We start from the raw sequence: 15,809 nt of genomic DNA, 5'->3' as shown, positions 1-15,809 counted from the left end.
GATCGAATGGACCTTTCAGCTAATTAAGACACCCCTCTTATCAGATGTCCTCTAATAATTCCCTGGCACTCTCATGCATACGCAGAGAATCTTCCTCGCGACCCATCTTCCCAAGCAGGGAAGCCAGGTTGTCAAGGGTTCGGGATGCATGCTTCTTGTAACTTACCTTATCAGGCTCTGACTTGAGCAGCCCTGCATATATCTCCAGCGCGGATTCATAGATACTTTTTGCATCCTCATGGCGCTCCATGTCAGCAAGCAGCTTGGCAAGGTTGTTCAATGCAAGTGCAGCACCAGACTCATATGCAGGATCATCAGGAATACGGTCGAACAGACCCATATAACCTCCAAGAGATTCCTCGAACATGGTCTTTGCATCTCCAAAATACCCGTCCTGTGCTAACAAGGTACCAAGATTGTTCTTTATGGTAGCAATTCCGAACTCATGCAATAGAGGAGATTCTCCGGCCTGTATCAGCTCATCTCTTATGCCCAGTGACATATTGTAACTCTGCCGGGCTTCATCCGTCCTCCCTGCATTCATCAGGAACCGGCCTTTATCATCATAAAGTGTTGCGACCTTTGTCCGATATGAAAGGTCCGCAGGATCCATCCGGCAGAGCTTCTCATACATAGAGATCAGGACGTTATGGTCCGCTTCCTTGTCCAATTCAGGAGAATCCAATGCCAGCAGACATTCCATGTCAAGTAAGATGTTCCTGAAGATATCCAGATAAGTTCTGTTATCAGGTTCTTCCCCCAACAGCTTCAGAATCACAATAATGGACGTTTCATAAATGGAACGTGTGTCATCAAGCATGTGCTCATCTGCACGCCTGGATGCAAGTTCTCCCAGACCAATGAAAAGATTGGAGACCTTACTGGAAAAAGAAGGATCATCCATCGTAGCTCTTGGGAACAACTCCACCAGTTCATAGATGCGTTCTTTTGAGGAATCATATTCACCAGTAACCATTAAGGAATCTACAAGCTTCTCAAGAAGTTCCAGTAACTGGTCATACAACATACTGTTTGAGGGATCTTCCTTCATAAGCATTGAATAACCATCGAATGCAAATTCCAGATAAATCCGTGCATCTTGCATAAGCCCCATCCCATAGAGAAGGTTGGCCAGATTGGTCCGGATCGTCAGGGCTGTCAGGGCCTCCGGACTGCGATCCCGGTTCAACGGGTCAAGCACGACCATCTTGCCGGAAAGTTCCAGAGCTTTCTCGAACATCCCTCTTGCTCTTTCATTGTGACCTTCACCTGCCAGAATTGTGGCAAGATCGTTAAGCGCATAGACGGCACCGACACGGTAAGCATCATTACTGGGTTCTCTGGAAAGGAGTTTATCATAGGATGCAACAGCTTTTTCAAAGAGAGGGATCGCTTCAAGGGTATTGCCCTGCTCTGTGAGAAGGGAAGCAGCCTTGGTCATCGCCAGTGCCTTATGCACCTCAAATGAAGGATCATGATCTGGCATATCCTCAACTGTTTCAGATGCTTTTGAATACATGTCAATGGCTTCATTGATCCTGCCTTCATCCATAAGGAAAGTCCCCTTCCCATCATAAAGTGTTGCGATCTTTATGCGTTGTGAAAGGTCCGCAGGATCCATACGAGAGAGCTCCTCATACATTGAGATAAGGGCGCCATAATCAGCCTCTTTCTTAGCATCAGGAGAATCCAGCAACAGCAATTGTTCCATTTCAAGTAATAAGTTCCTGAATATTTCCAGATAAACAATGTTTTCAGGTTCTTCTTTCAATAACTTTAGTATAACGCTAATGGAAGTTTCATAAATAGAACGTGTGTCATCGAACATTTTTTCGTCTGCACGTGAAGATGCAAGATCTGTCAGTTTTATAAAAATATCGGAGACCTTTCCGGAAAATTCAGAGTCGTTATTTTCACCTCTTGGGAGCAACTCCACAAGCTCATAGATGCGTTCTTTTGCGGAGTCATATTCACCAGTAACAATTAAGGAATCTACAAGCTTCTCAAGAAGTCCCACCGACTGGTCATATAATGTGCTGTTTGAAGGATCATCCTTCATGACCCCTGAATAACCATCGAATGCACGTTCCAGATTCACCCTTGCATCCTGCATAAGCCCCATATCATAGAGAAGATTGGCCAGATTGGCCTGGATGGTCAGGGTCGTCAAGTTCTTTGTGGCATCTTCTTGGTCCAGCTGATCAAGTTCGACCATCTTTTCGGAAAGCTCCAGCGCTTTCTCGAACATCTCTTTTGCCCTCTTATTTTGACCTTCAAATACCAGGATCGTGGCAAGATCATTCATTGCAGAGGAAGCACCGGAATAGTAAGCATCGTTTCCGGGTTCTCTGGCAAGAAGTTTATCGTAGGAAGCAACAGCTTTCTCAAAGAAAGAAATAGCTTCAAGGGTACTACCCTTATCTGCGAGAAGGGAAGCGATCTTGCTCATGGCAAGTGCCTTGTCCTCCCCAAATGAAGTATCAGTATCTGACATATCCCCAATCATTTCAGAGGATTCAGAATACATGTCAATGGCCTTCTCCATCATGCCTGCATTCATAAGGAAACTGCCCTTCTTATCATAAAGTGTTGCGATCTTTGTGCGATGTGAAAGATCCTCAGGATCCATCAGAGAGAGCTTCTCATACATTGAGATAAGAACATCATAATCCGCCTCTTTCTCAGTATCAGGAGAATCCAGTACCAGCAGTTTTTCCATTTCAAGTAATATATTGCTGAATATTTCCAGATAAGCACTGTTTTCGGGTTCTTCCTCCAATAGATTCAGTATAACACTAATGGAAGTATCATAAATGGAACGTGTGTCATCGAGCATATTTTCATCTGCACGTGAAGATGCAAGTTTTAGCACCATCATGAAGACATCAGAGACCTTTCCGGAAAAATCAGCATCATTAGTTGTAGCTTTCGAGAGCAGATCCAGCAGTTCATGCATGCGATCCTTTGCAGGATCATACTCACCCGTTGCCATAAGGGCAACAACAAGCTTCTCAAGAAGTTCCAGTGACTGCTCATGCAAGATACTATCCGAAGGAGCTTCATCCACGATTCCTGAATACCCCTCAAATGCATGTTCCAGATTCAACCTTGCATCCTTCATAAGACCCATCTCATAGAGAAGATTGGCCAGATTGGCCTGGATGGTCAGAGCCTTTGTGGTGTTCTCCCTGTTCAAAGGATCAAGTACGACCATCTTGCCGGAAAGCTTCAGAGCTTTTTCGAACAATTCTTTTGCCCTTTCATCGTTACCTTCTTCTGCCAGAATTGTGGCAAGATCGTTCAATGAAGAGGTAGCGCTTGAACAGTAAACATCGTTCTTGGGTTCTTTGGCAAGTAGTTTATCATAGGATGCAACAGCTTTCTCAAAGAAAGGGATAGCTTCAAGAGTATTGCCTTGCTCTGTGAGAAGGGAAGCAGCCTTGTTCATGGCCAGTGCCTTATGCTCCACAAATGAAGGATCGTGATCGGTTATATACTCAAGCAGACCAGATGCTTCTGAGTACATGTCAATGGCCTTCCCGATCCTGCCATCTGACTCCATTATACCTCCGATCGCTTGCAGTACATTGACGAGCAGACCAGAAGATCCGGAATTTCTTGCATCACTTTCTGCTTTTATCAAACACTCAAGGGCATCCTCCTGCTTGCCATTATTTAAGAGGGACATTCCCTTGTTGTAATTTCGAACCGCCATATCATTTGATCTTTTGGACATTATCGTAAACCTGTATTTGTACCTGATTTCCACCTGGATGCCCTGACAACACTCCGATGAGAGGGCATGACAACAGGGACCTAATATTTACTTTCATGCAATAAGAAAGTATTAGCTTTTCGCTTTCTTCTGGCTACATTCTAGGGTTCTTATTGTTATAATTCTTTGCCTGAAAGGGACTTCTATTTATAAGGTTCAATACATTATTAGAAAGGTTGAATATGGATTTAAAGAAGATCTTACGCCAGGTAAAAGACAACGAGACCGACCTTGAGATTGCAGAAAGCCAGATACGTTCAATGGGCTATGTGCAAATATCGGATATTGCCAAACTCGACACTTTCCGCAAATTCCGAACAGGCACATTGGAAGCCATACTCGCCGAAGGAAAGGAAGCAGAGGATATGGCCGAGATAGTAAAAGCACAGGTCGATGCCACAGGAAGGGCACTCATTACACGACTTGACGAAAACAAGGCCATTGCTTTGAAAAGATCTTTTGGAAATGATAATATCGAATGGAGCAAACATTCAAGAACAGCCGTTGTACACAATGGAACCCCCGTACCAGAGACAGGAGGAAGGCTTGTGATCATTTCAGCAGGTACCGCAGACATAACGGTCGCTGAAGAAGCAAGAATGGCAGCTTCAGAGATGGGGTGTGAGACCCTGCCCATTTATGATGTGGGAGTAGCCGGATTTCACAGACTTATCTCAAAGCTGCAGGATATCGAAGAATACAGACCAGATGCCATTGTTGTCGCTGCAGGAAGAGAAGGCACATTGCCAACCGTGGTCTCCAGCCTTGTTGATGCTCCGGTAATAGGATTACCCGTATCCATTGGATACGGTGCCGGTGCAAAGGGAGAAGCTGCATTGTTGTCCATGCTACAGTCCTGCTCGGTACTATCAGTTGTCAATATTGATGCAGGATTTGTTGCCGGTGCATTCGCAGCAAGAATTGCAAACAAGGCAGCTGAGGCACGCAATTCAAATGATTAAAAAGGTTGTTGATGGAATGAGATCACTTATCTTTGAGCCGTTCTCAGGTGCTTCCGGAGACATGATCCTTGGGGGACTTGTAGGGCTTGGCATAGATAAAAAAGAGCTTTGCGACATCATTGAATCTTCTGTGAATGTCACTGTTTCTGTGGGAACTGCAAATAAATGTGGTATTGAAGCTACGAACGTTCATGTCCGAACACATGATGATAAGAACGACAGAAGATATGAAGATCTTATCAATACCATCAAAGCTGCAGCATTACCTGCTGAGGTCAAGAAAAGTGCTCTTGGTGTTTTCAGACTTCTCGGAGAGGCCGAATCCAGAGTCCATGGAAAAACCCTCGAAGAGCTCCACTTCCATGAAGTAGGACAGGATGATGCCCTTGCAGATGTAATCGGTTCCTGTTATGCCATCCATAAAATGAAAGCTGATCACATTTTCTGCACTCCTGTCAACGTCGGAGGTGGTAGCGTAAAAGCTGCCCATGGCACATTTCCGGTGCCGGCACCTGCCACTCTAGAGATAATGAAAGAAAGCGGGTTGCAAATCTACAGCTCTGGTGAGCGGGAGCTACTCACACCCACAGGTGCAGCCATTCTTGCATATTTTGCAGAACCTGTGGACAGGCTGCCTATGGGAAAGATACTTGAGACCGGATACGGTGCAGGAGATGCTGATATGGAAATGCCGAATGTTCTTCGCACAATGCTGATGGATGTTACCGGAGACCTCTCAAGAGATTCCATAGAAGTTCTTGAGACCAATGTGGACGATGTGACAGGAGAAGTGCTCGGAAACCTGTTCGAAAAGCTGATGGAAGCCGGAGCAAAGGATGTTGCCATCACACCCACCACCATGAAAAAGGGACGTAGTGGTCATATAATCCAGGTTATAGCAAAACCAGAGGAAAGTGCACGTATTGCAGGAGAACTTATGCGCCAGACCGGCACCCTGGGAGTACGCGTCATTCCTACAAAACACCGATTTATAGCCGACCGCAGGATGGACAGTGTCACCATGGCAATTGCAGATCACGAGTATAAGGTTGCTGTGAAGATCGCGCAGGACAGGAGCGGAGAGATCCTTCACATCTCTGCGGAATATGAAGACTGCCGACGTGTAAGTGACATTACCGGGTTACCTTTGAAAGAAGTTATGCGGCGCGCAGAAGAGACCGCGTGGAAGAGATTTACGGACCTCTGATACAACAAAACTATTTTTAGAAGATTTACGTCGGGTGAGAGAGGAATTATGCGGCAGGTCCAAAAGTGAGAGAAATAAAGGCTATAGACTCTTGTTTTCAACATACTAAATAAATCAAAATTGATTTTTTATTAAAACAAATCGACTTGTTTAGTTAAAAAAGAGATTGCAAAGACTGCATAATCATAAGATCACATCTAGAAGAAAAAAAATGATAAGTTGTATCAGTTTTTGATCTAGAGATTGTTTGACCAGAGGTCTTCAAGAAAAATAGTAAGTATTTGTGGATCTTATATTGGAAAAAAGAAGTCTATTGATAGATATATTTAGAATATTCATCATAACTACAACTAAGTATTATAAATTTAAAATAGTTTATAATTAATTAAATTAATACATAGTATAAATAATATTTTAGTATAAGTTTTGTTGATTGCGTTTTTTTAGTTAGATATCTGTTAAAAATTAAAATAAATGTGCACCTATTTCTTTCCACTGTCAAAAGAATCAAAGAGTATGAAGCCTACACTTGGCGTTTTTTTAAACACCAATGTTTATAAGTATCAACTATTAATTGTAGAAATCTTTATATTCAGGCAAATTTAGTCCAGTTTTTTTGTTTATAAAATAATTAATAAATAAAACTACATTACAACTCGAAAAATAAGCGAGTATATAAATAAAATGCAAACCTTTATATACATGAGGATTAGTGTGTAATTGCCTACTGCAACAGGAGCAAAGGGCAAAATAAAGGAGTCAAATATTATTTTAAAATAAAAAGGAGAAACACTTATGGCAAATAAGACAGAAGTAAGAGTTGTATCAGCTTCGCCTTTCCCACATGCATTGCATGGCTTCAGGTTAAGCGACAGAACAGTTGAAGAACACAAAGCACACTACGCTCTTCAAAGCTCCTCTCAGAAAGTAACTGAGTGATAGTTGTTATTTAATTTTCAGACATTGATACCCATAGTGGATCATGTCTCAAATTACCTTCCAAAAAACGATTGGCTTTCCAATAAGCCGGCAATCAAATTAAAAATGTCGTCCGTGAGGAAATTTACTTCCTCACGACCTCTTTTGCCTGTTTTAAATGTTCAGTACATTCATCCATCTTCGTAGCAGCTGTGCGGATATGACCTGCGACTTCCTCAAACCCGGCAGCTTCCAGCTTGACTATCCAGTCATTGAAGCTTTTGCTGTGGTTTTCATTGTGCTCTATCCAGTGCCCCAAAAGATGTTCCAGTTTCCCTTCATCCAGTTCTTCTACCATTTCACTACCTCCAAATAAGTTACTGTTCAAACGGTTCTTGGATCGGTGATCTCACCTGTCAGCGCAGATGCTGCAGCTGTTGCAGGAGATCCCAGATAGATCTGACCACCAGTACCCATCCTGCCTCTGAAATTACGGTTTGCCGTTGAGATGCACACTTCACCCTCACCGATAACCCCCATGTGACCTCCAAGACATGGACCACATCCAGGGGTTCCAAGGGTCGCACCTGCCTCCAATAATAGTTCAGCAGTTCCATTCCGAATAGCTTCGATCATTACGGAACGTGAAGCAGGAATAACAAGGGTTCTGACAGCAACTTTCTCCCCTTTAAGGAGATCAGCAGCAACCTCAAGGTCCTCAAGCCTTCCATTGGTGCAAGTGCCAATGAAAACCTGGTCCACCTTTGTGCCGGCAACTTCCATGACATCACATACATTGTCTACCTGATGAGGACGGGCAACCTGCGGCTCAAGATCTGCACCATCAATATCATATTCAGCGCAGTATTCAGCATCCTCGTCGGCGTAGACAGGCTCATACTCCTCAACAGCCCTGCCTTCAAGGAAATCAAATGTCTTCTTGTCAGGAGGCACGATACCGGCCTTACCACCCATTTCAATAGCCATGTTACAAAGCGTCATCCTGCCGGATATTGAAAGATCTGTGATAGTGTCACCATAGAACTCTGCAGCTTTGTACGTAGCTCCGGCAGCACCAACTGTCCCAATGGTCTTGAGGGTCATGTCCTTGGCAAGTACATGCTTACCCAATTTACCCCGGGCAGTCACCTTGATGGTCTCAGGAACTTTGAACCACAGCTTACCTGCGGCAAATATCTCTGACATGTCAGTAGCTCCCACGCCGGTCCCAAATGCCCCGAAAGCACCGTAAGTGCAGGAATGTGAATCTGCACCAACTACAAGCTTACCAGGCATTGCAAAGCCGTTCTCAGGAAGCACCTGATGGCAAATGCCTTCGCCCACATCAAAGAAATTAGGGATGCCCTGCTCTGCGATCCACTCCCTGATATCATGATGTAATGCAGCAGTTGTTTCCGTGTTTGCCGGAGTGAGATGATCAAATGGAATTACGATACGTTTTGGGTCCCATACCTTTTCAAGACCCATTTTTTTGAACGATCTTACTGCAAGCACACTGGTGCCGTCATGAGCCATGGCATAGTCCACGTTCGCCATTATAAACTCGTTTGCTTTTGCTTCTTTTCCGCTTGCCCTGCTAAATATTTTCTCGCTGATGGTACTCAAAAGACTAACTCCTGTATCACTTGCTTACTGAATACTACAGTAAACAGATAAATATGTGTATCTGTCCACAGCTGTAAAACGGAGAAATATGACAGATAACAGATCAGAAAAGAATCCTGAGATAATTGACAATACTATTACTTGATGAAGAAACGGAATTATTGATCAATAAATAAAGATAGAGAATAGAATTAGATTTAGAATTAGAATCAGAAAAGAAGATCATGAAAGGTCTTTAAGCCTTTCAATATTCTCCAGCATCATTTGATTCTCAGATATAACCTTCTGCTCTATGGTATTAATGATCTCATCCATTGGAACAGTTAGAGTATACACTTTAATAGGCCTGCCTTTGCCCTGTTTCTTCTTTACTTCTTCAACCTCTACCCAGTTGTTCTTCTGAAGATAGGTCATGGCAATACTAACCTCAGGTTGCCTTAAACGTGACATCATTTCGACCTCACGGGAAGTTATCTTTTCAGCAGTTAATAAACAAGCAAGTGTCTTTGCCACAGGTTTAGAAACATTCAGTTTCTGAAGGAGCAAAACCATCTCACTGTCCTCATCATCCATATAAAATTCTCCGTTATTCATACGTCCACCATTATAGTTAGGATTTTATAAAGGGCATATTATCTATTAGTTTATAAATATTATGTTTTCGTTTTTATATTATAACTTAATTTCAGACCAACCCTCATAACATCTTTTGCTTCCGGGGCACAATTCAAGATGTTAAGCTTCGCTAACCATTTAAAATGCAGTAGGAACAATATTACCAGAGACATGAATAATAATCAAGCATGGCTAATGGAAGGAAAGACTTGAATAAATGTAGTTTGAAAAATCGTGAAAACATTGACTAAATTAGAGAGTGGATAGAACAATAATATCGAAATTTTTAGAAAAGTAGTTATGGTGGGCCCGCTGAGATTCGAACTCAGGACCTTTCGGTTATCAGCCGAACGCTCCACCTAGCTAAGCTACGGGCCCAATGCGTCTCTTGCACGATGTTGTTCATCGTACGAGCTACACAATACACATCCTAGTATATTAACGTTTCGCACTTCGATGCCGTCATTTTCTAAAAATTTAAATTGAAAGGAGAAACATCACAATTATACAGCGATAGCTTTATTTTAGATAATGGTAAGTATGTTCTAAATATTGGGCCGGTAGATCAGGGGAAGATCGCTACCTTGGCATGGTAGAGGCCTCGGGTTCAATTCCCGACCGGTCCACCAATATTACTTTCTTTTACTTTGACCTCTTTTTATCAATTACCAATCGATATTTTGAAAACATGATGACATTCAGGCCTTCTGCCTCCGGTTCAGGGCATACATCTGTACCTTCTTCATCTTCGCAAGATTTACTGCACGATCCATTTCCTTCTTCTCAAGGCGCCTTGCTTCAATGTAGCCATTGTCAATCGCTTCACAGAGAATCTCCTACCCGATCGATGAGCGCGCCAGGACAGTGCTCCAGCCCTGCGGCGTCCCCACGCCCCCGAAGGATATATCGGAGTTCTCAGCAGCCATATCGGTACAGAACTTGCAGGAAGTAGATCGGCACTGGTCCAGTTCTGAGAGATCATAGCTCTTTATGCCATCATCCATACCAAACTCAAAGACCCCTTTACGAATCTTCATTGAATTGATGTCATTAAGATCCATTCCATGCGTTTCCACAAATTCCCTGATGCCTTCATGCTCGAAGCTGTCCATGCAGAAAAGACCGAACTTCAGGACCTTTGCCCTCAGGAACAAATGCAGGAAGCCATGTGGACTTGTCTGCATCTTGTGAACAGCATCTATATTGCAACTGGGACCAACAAATGCAATGCTCCTCATGCCCTGCTTGATAGCGCTCATAAGAGGCTCCATGGTCATGCTGTGAGAATAGATACTTCCTGCAGACTCCAGGACCTCATCTACAGTAGTTGCAATAAAAGGTTCAGCTTTCCACGGTTCGTCGTCCGACTTCCTTGTGACGATGGCACAATCCAGTAAGCCTTCCTCAAGCCCGTATGCGACCAGTGAGGTGACAACACCACCATCCTGACCCTTAAAGCCGGGAATTGAAGACTTCGCAGCATATCCGAACCTGAGTTTTCCCACAAGGTCCTCCTCCCTTGTAACCGTTCTGGGGCACTGGTTATAGCAAACACCGCAGGCAGTACATTTATCGACCAGTTTGGGTTGATTCCCCGCAAATGCTATGGATTCACAGGAAGAAACACAGGCACCGCACAAAGTGCAAATACCAAGGTTTATGATCTCCTTTTTGAGCTTGCCAAAGGAGATCCTCTCCCTCTCACCAATATTACGCTTCAGGCGGATCACACTCTTTTCCATTTGATCGAACTTATTCTTACATTCCGCAGAACAAAAGTAGTACTTCTTGCCGCCATAGTCCGTAACATAGGCACTGTTCTCAGTTACATGAGCTTTACAAATTGGATCAGTTATCATTTCGATCAACACCAGAAGATCAGGTAAAGATGTAGTAAAACTCATTCGTAATAAAACAAACTTTAATTATTTTTAATTGTAATTGTTTTACGTGAGGGTATTTGTTCTAAATCGGAAAACAGAAAGTGAGATATAAAAATAAAAAAGAGAGAATGCAGCATATTCCCGGAATCCCGGAAGGAAATGCTGCCAACCTTTGTCTTACAGATCACTTCTTTCTCATGAAACCAAAGTAGATTATTCCTGCCGATGCCAGCACTAACAAAGCCCCCATTACATCAGAGCCGGAGAAAGACGATGATGACGATGACTCATCAGGAGTACTTTCACGAGTCATTTCATAGCCTTCGACGTAGTTGTCTGGTGTGCTTTGCTGTGCAGCGTCCGTTGGCTGATCGGTAGTAGTTCCATACCCTCCATCAACATTGCTTGTAGTGCTATTGACCACGTTTGCCGAAGGAGTGTTCGAACTGCTCTTGTGGGAACTGGTTTCAGGATAACGATGTGTCGCATCCTGCATCAGCTTGTTGTACTCATCAGTGGTTTCCTGATCGACAACACCAGGAACTGACATTATACCCTGCACATACTCATCAAGCAGAGCATTTCCACAGGTGTGGTGACAACAGGTTACACCGTTCTCAACAACCGATTTTGTGTATTCAGCTACCAGGTTCTGGAGAACCTCGTCGGATGCATCCCAGTAACCCTTCCGCTCAGCTTCGATCATCCTCTTAAGTGTGGCCTGGTAGGCATAGGCATTGTTTCCAGTTTCCATGAATTCGTCAACACCCAGATCATACTTGTCTTCCACATATACAGCATAGATCTCATCCCAGTCTGAATCTGTGACCATGTCCGGTGTTGTTACATCCAATCCCCAGATATGCTCTATAGTATTCATAAATTCACGAGCACCTGCGTAATCATATTCCATCATTCCGGATATGAATTTAGGATTGAAAAGTGTTGAACGAATATCCTTCCTGTAGGCCTCTTCAAAAGTGATGATCTGCGGATTATCTACATTCTTGAAATCGGCAACATACATTTCCGGATTCTCACCCGTAAGTGACCTCACAGCAAGACTGAGTCCTCCCAGATACTGGTAGAAATCATCATTGTCAATGATACCATAGAGGTTGGAAGAATCACTGTGTATCGCAACTTCAACATCCTGCAGGTTCATCCTGAAGATATCTTCATAACTTTCACCCCATACATCCTTGCCGTATATATTGGACATACGAGACATGTACAAGTCTGCCAGTTCATCCTCATTTTCCCATGAATCACTTGCAGTTATAGCTCCCGGAAGACCAGTACCATATGCTCCTGGAGATTCACTGAATACCCTTGAACGGGACAGCATAAGAGCAGTATCATTGTCATACCCCTGTTCAAGCAATGCTTCTTCCATTATCAGAGAATTCCATCTGACATAATTTGACTCATTGGCTTCATCCCATTCCGCAACGGTACGAACCGCTTCATCCATCAGCTGAAGATGATTCGGGAAGGTATCCCTGTAAAGGCCGGAAGGTGTTACAACAACATCGATCCTCGGATGGGTCATATTCTCCAGTGGAATTACATCGAAACCACTGATGTGACCATAGGTTGTGGTTGGTTTAACACCCAGAAGTGAGTATATCTGTGCTTCCATCAGACCTTCATGGCGCATGGTCTCAACAGCCCATAATACATAAGTCACTTTTTTAGGATAACTGCCATTATGAGATGCCCTATATTGCTCAAGCATCTGATCAGCAAGCATATCACCCAGGATCAGCGTTTCAGAATCAGGAATATCTCGCGGATCGAAACTGTAAAAGTTCCTTCCGGTAGGCAAAGCATCAGGATTCCTTATAGGATCGTTACCCGGTCCGGCTTCAATGTATCCGCCATTCAAAGCCCTAAGGGTCTGATCGATCTCACGTGTAGTATTCCGAAGATCTGCTGAATAATTCAGTGCCATATTAAGATCTGCTGTGATGTTGGAGTAATTGGCTCCCAGCACATCCATTTGTGCCTGAGTCACATTCGTTCCGTTTATCAGTGTAGCATTTAACAGATCAAAGGCATAACCATTAGCAGTGTCCTCCCAGTCCTCTGCATCCCCGCTTTCATGGGAAATTACACCGACTATATGATCGATGAATTCAACCCTGAGCATGGATTTCACCATACAGACAAGTTTCTCATCGTCAGGAGCCACACCAAATACGTGAAGACCCAGAGGCATAAGAGTTTCCTGCAATTCATGCAGATAGTTATGGACGTTGTTTGTGGCAAAGTCTTCAAATTCCTCTTCAGACATGGCCCTCATATCATCCGGAGTTACTCCAAGATCATACACCATTGAAAGGTTTTCATATTTCTCGATCGTACTGTTGCGGTAGAGAGCCATCCTGGCAGTATCATTGCCAGCCACTGCCTCCCCATACTCATGGATCTTGTCATGCATTTCCGCAAGTTCACCATAGAGACCAGAATCAGTTATTGGTGGGGTCAGATGATCTATGATCACCGCATTACCACGCCTTTTTGCCTGGGTACCTTCCCCGACATTATCCATGATGTAAGGATACACAACAGGAGTATCTGCGACCATGATCGAAGGATAATCATAACGCCACAAACCCAGTTCCTTTCCAGGCAACCATTCCTGTGTACCATGTGTTCCGAAATGGATCATTGCATCCGCATCATAAACTTCATTGATCCAGAAATATGTTGCAAGATATTGGTGAGTGGGGGGCAGGTCCTTGTCATGGTACATCACGGACTCGTCTGAAAGATCACCCCTTGTAGGCTGTGGAATGAAATTGATGTTACCAATCTGAACGGTCGGAATTACGAATTGACCTTCATAGACCATTATATTGCCTGGTGCTTCGCCCCATCTTGCTTCAACATCATCCCTTACAGATTGCGGAAGAGTATTGTACCATTCCAGATAATCGTCCACCGGAATAAGTGTTACCTTGCCTGATGCAACAACCTTTTCAAGTTCACCAGGAGCCCATGTGCCTACGTTCCTGCTTTCAATGAACAGATCAATGAACTCACTGCTGTTTGGAATGCTACCATTACCTGTGTCATAACCACTGGCATTCATTTCATCAAGAAGTAACTCAAAACTGGAAGCTATATCCAGATAGCTGGCACCGATGTTGTTCTTACCACCCTCATGGTTGTAGTATATAATACTGACCTTTTTCTCTGAATTGACCTTATTGCCAAGTTCTGCCCATGAAATAGCCCTGTCACATGTCCAGTCAACCTGATACATCAAAGGCTCATAATAGTACTGGCCGGTTTCTGAATCTTTAACTCTGCCTGCTATCCATATGTAATCAAGCAACCCCTCCAGTTCAGGCATTGTCACCTGATATGATATGGAAGAAGGATTCAGTCCATGTACACTTTCATTGTACTGATCAGGAGTGTGATAGCGATCACAAATGGCCTTTATTACAGGTACATCATATTTGTTCATAGACTCTATTCCAAGAGCAGGATTGTTATATTTAAAATTAAAACCTTTCAGGGATATTATAGAGTCCACCAGAACCGTACCATTGTTCAGGAAATATTCAGAATCTTCTTCCGTAATTACTGCAGAAGTTGAATAAATCACATTGCATCCCTTTGATTCCAGATTCCTGATGATCTGATCTTCAGTGATAAATTCAATGGGATCCTTTCCAATCGTACTACTGGCAATCATACCAACAGTAGGTGCAGATGCATTATAGCCATGATCTTCATACCATTCAAGGTACTCAACACTATTCTCAAAGATCCTTGGATAAGCATCCGGATGGTAGATGCCATGATCGGGGATAGAAGGTGAGGCTGCTTCAGAATATTCAATATAGGCATCTTCAAGAGTGCATCCCACAGCCCTGACCCACTGTTCCATATTAGCGTAATCACTATTGAAAAGGTACTCTTTCATAAAACTGTAAGACGTTTCCATGTCAAAAGTAGCAAGACCATAACCATCACCCATACCAAACAATCCTATCTGTGCACCACTGCCTTTGGCATCCAGAAGGACATCGCTAAATTCAGTAATCTGTGTGCCACCTATCATGTAAAGGATGATGACATCCTGATCAGAAACGTCGGTAAGATTTGTAACCGCTTCTGTACCATCCATAACCCTGACATTGAAACGATCTGTTATCACATCCCTTTCAGAAAGAACTTTATTAAGGAAATGAATTGTGTTGTCGGAATTGACTATATAGGTCACATTGATCTTTGAATGGATTATTTCAGGCTCTGCAATGCCCTCATCAGACCATTGTCCACAGAATTTTTGCCCCATGAACCTGAGCATTGATCCCATGTTAGCATCTCCACCCTGTATCCAGTATCTTTCGATGTCCGTGTATTCGTTTGAATACAAGTCAACGTTTGGAAGAGTTATATTGGATGAAAGGTTGTATCCTACAACCATAGTGCCATTATCGATAGCATACGTTATGTTTTCATCCCATGAATTAACAAGAATTTCATCTTGTGATTCGAAGAAAATCATCGAATAGTTTGAGAAATTGAATCCTGCCGGTACAACATCATCTTTTGTGAAGATAGTTGTGTTCAATTGAGCAGATATGTTTAGATCTGAAGCTGCATTATTCAAAGAAACTTCATTAAAATCACTGCCCAAAATAAATAATAATTCATTGCTGTTATTTTCATCTGCCGACACCACTGGCGAAGCTGCCAGTAAAATCAAAACACTTAAAAGCAATAACTGATGTTTTATATTTCGCATATTATCCACCCGATAATGTGTAAGACATCCCGATACTTTGCTTGGCGGCTGTTCC

General features: G+C 43.1%; 9 protein-coding genes and 2 tRNA genes. 4 read left to right on the top strand and 7 right to left on the bottom strand.

Features of this window, described 5'->3' with window-relative positions; all coding sequences use genetic code 11:
- Positions 1 to 40: 40 nt before the first annotated feature.
- Entirely contained in the window at positions 41 to 3,736 is a 3,696-nt protein-coding gene (locus LI82_RS04590; RefSeq protein ID WP_048193738.1) for a tetratricopeptide repeat protein, read from the bottom strand.
- A 221-nt stretch (positions 3,737 to 3,957) separates the two neighbouring features.
- Here LI82_RS04590 and larB point away from each other — a divergent pair, with 221 nt between their 5' ends.
- The 3 genes from larB (at position 3,958) to LI82_RS13025 (ending at position 6,883) form a co-directional block, all read left to right on the top strand.
- Entirely contained in the window at positions 3,958 to 4,737 is a 780-nt protein-coding gene (gene larB, locus LI82_RS04585; RefSeq protein WP_048193737.1) for a nickel pincer cofactor biosynthesis protein LarB, read from the top strand.
- 16 nt (positions 4,738 to 4,753) lie between these two features.
- Complete coding sequence (gene larC, locus LI82_RS04580) at positions 4,754 to 5,944, top strand: nickel pincer cofactor biosynthesis protein LarC (protein WP_048193867.1); 1,191 nt, start codon at positions 4,754 to 4,756, stop codon at positions 5,942 to 5,944.
- A 795-nt stretch (positions 5,945 to 6,739) separates the two neighbouring features.
- Positions 6,740 to 6,883, top strand: a complete 144-nt coding sequence (locus tag LI82_RS13025; RefSeq protein WP_160174939.1) for a hypothetical protein — start codon at positions 6,740 to 6,742, stop codon at positions 6,881 to 6,883.
- Between the two features lie 124 nt (positions 6,884 to 7,007).
- On the opposite strand, the gene LI82_RS04575 is transcribed toward LI82_RS13025, so the two are convergent.
- The 4 genes from LI82_RS04575 to LI82_RS04560 form a co-directional block, all read right to left on the bottom strand.
- Positions 7,008 to 7,220 (bottom strand): hypothetical protein, encoded by a 213-nt coding sequence (locus tag LI82_RS04575; protein WP_048193736.1) that lies wholly within the window; start codon positions 7,218 to 7,220, stop codon positions 7,008 to 7,010.
- 26 nt (positions 7,221 to 7,246) lie between these two features.
- Positions 7,247 to 8,479 carry a 3-isopropylmalate dehydratase large subunit gene (locus LI82_RS04570; RefSeq protein WP_236622668.1) on the bottom strand — a complete coding sequence of 411 codons (1,233 nt, stop codon included), beginning with the start codon at positions 8,477 to 8,479 and terminating at the stop codon, positions 7,247 to 7,249.
- A gap of 231 nt (positions 8,480 to 8,710) precedes the next feature.
- A complete protein-coding gene (locus LI82_RS04565; RefSeq protein WP_048193734.1) occupies positions 8,711 to 9,082 on the bottom strand; it encodes a transcriptional regulator in 372 nt (123 codons plus the stop codon).
- Positions 9,083 to 9,404: 322 nt separating this feature from the next.
- Positions 9,405 to 9,481 (bottom strand) — tRNA-Ile (locus LI82_RS04560).
- A 176-nt stretch (positions 9,482 to 9,657) separates the two neighbouring features.
- On the opposite strand from LI82_RS04560, the gene LI82_RS04555 reads away from it, so the two are divergent.
- A tRNA-Ala gene (locus LI82_RS04555) sits at positions 9,658 to 9,732 on the top strand.
- A gap of 207 nt (positions 9,733 to 9,939) precedes the next feature.
- On the opposite strand, the gene LI82_RS04550 is transcribed toward LI82_RS04555, so the two are convergent.
- Both LI82_RS04550 and LI82_RS04545 read right to left on the bottom strand, forming a co-directional pair.
- Positions 9,940 to 11,007: a Coenzyme F420 hydrogenase/dehydrogenase, beta subunit C-terminal domain gene (locus tag LI82_RS04550; protein ID WP_330217367.1), complete on the bottom strand. Its 1,068-nt coding sequence runs from the start codon at positions 11,005 to 11,007 to the stop codon at positions 9,940 to 9,942.
- Between the two features lie 163 nt (positions 11,008 to 11,170).
- The gene (locus LI82_RS04545) at positions 11,171 to 15,754 is read right to left on the bottom strand and encodes a cobaltochelatase subunit CobN (RefSeq protein WP_048193733.1); all 4,584 of its coding nucleotides are present in this window, start codon (positions 15,752 to 15,754) and stop codon (positions 11,171 to 11,173) included.
- Between the last annotated feature and the right edge of the window lie 55 nt (positions 15,755 to 15,809).

Source organism: Methanococcoides methylutens (assembly GCF_000765475.1).
Classification (GTDB): domain Archaea; phylum Halobacteriota; class Methanosarcinia; order Methanosarcinales; family Methanosarcinaceae; genus Methanococcoides; species Methanococcoides methylutens.
This window is presented reverse-complemented; position numbering and strand designations above follow the sequence as displayed.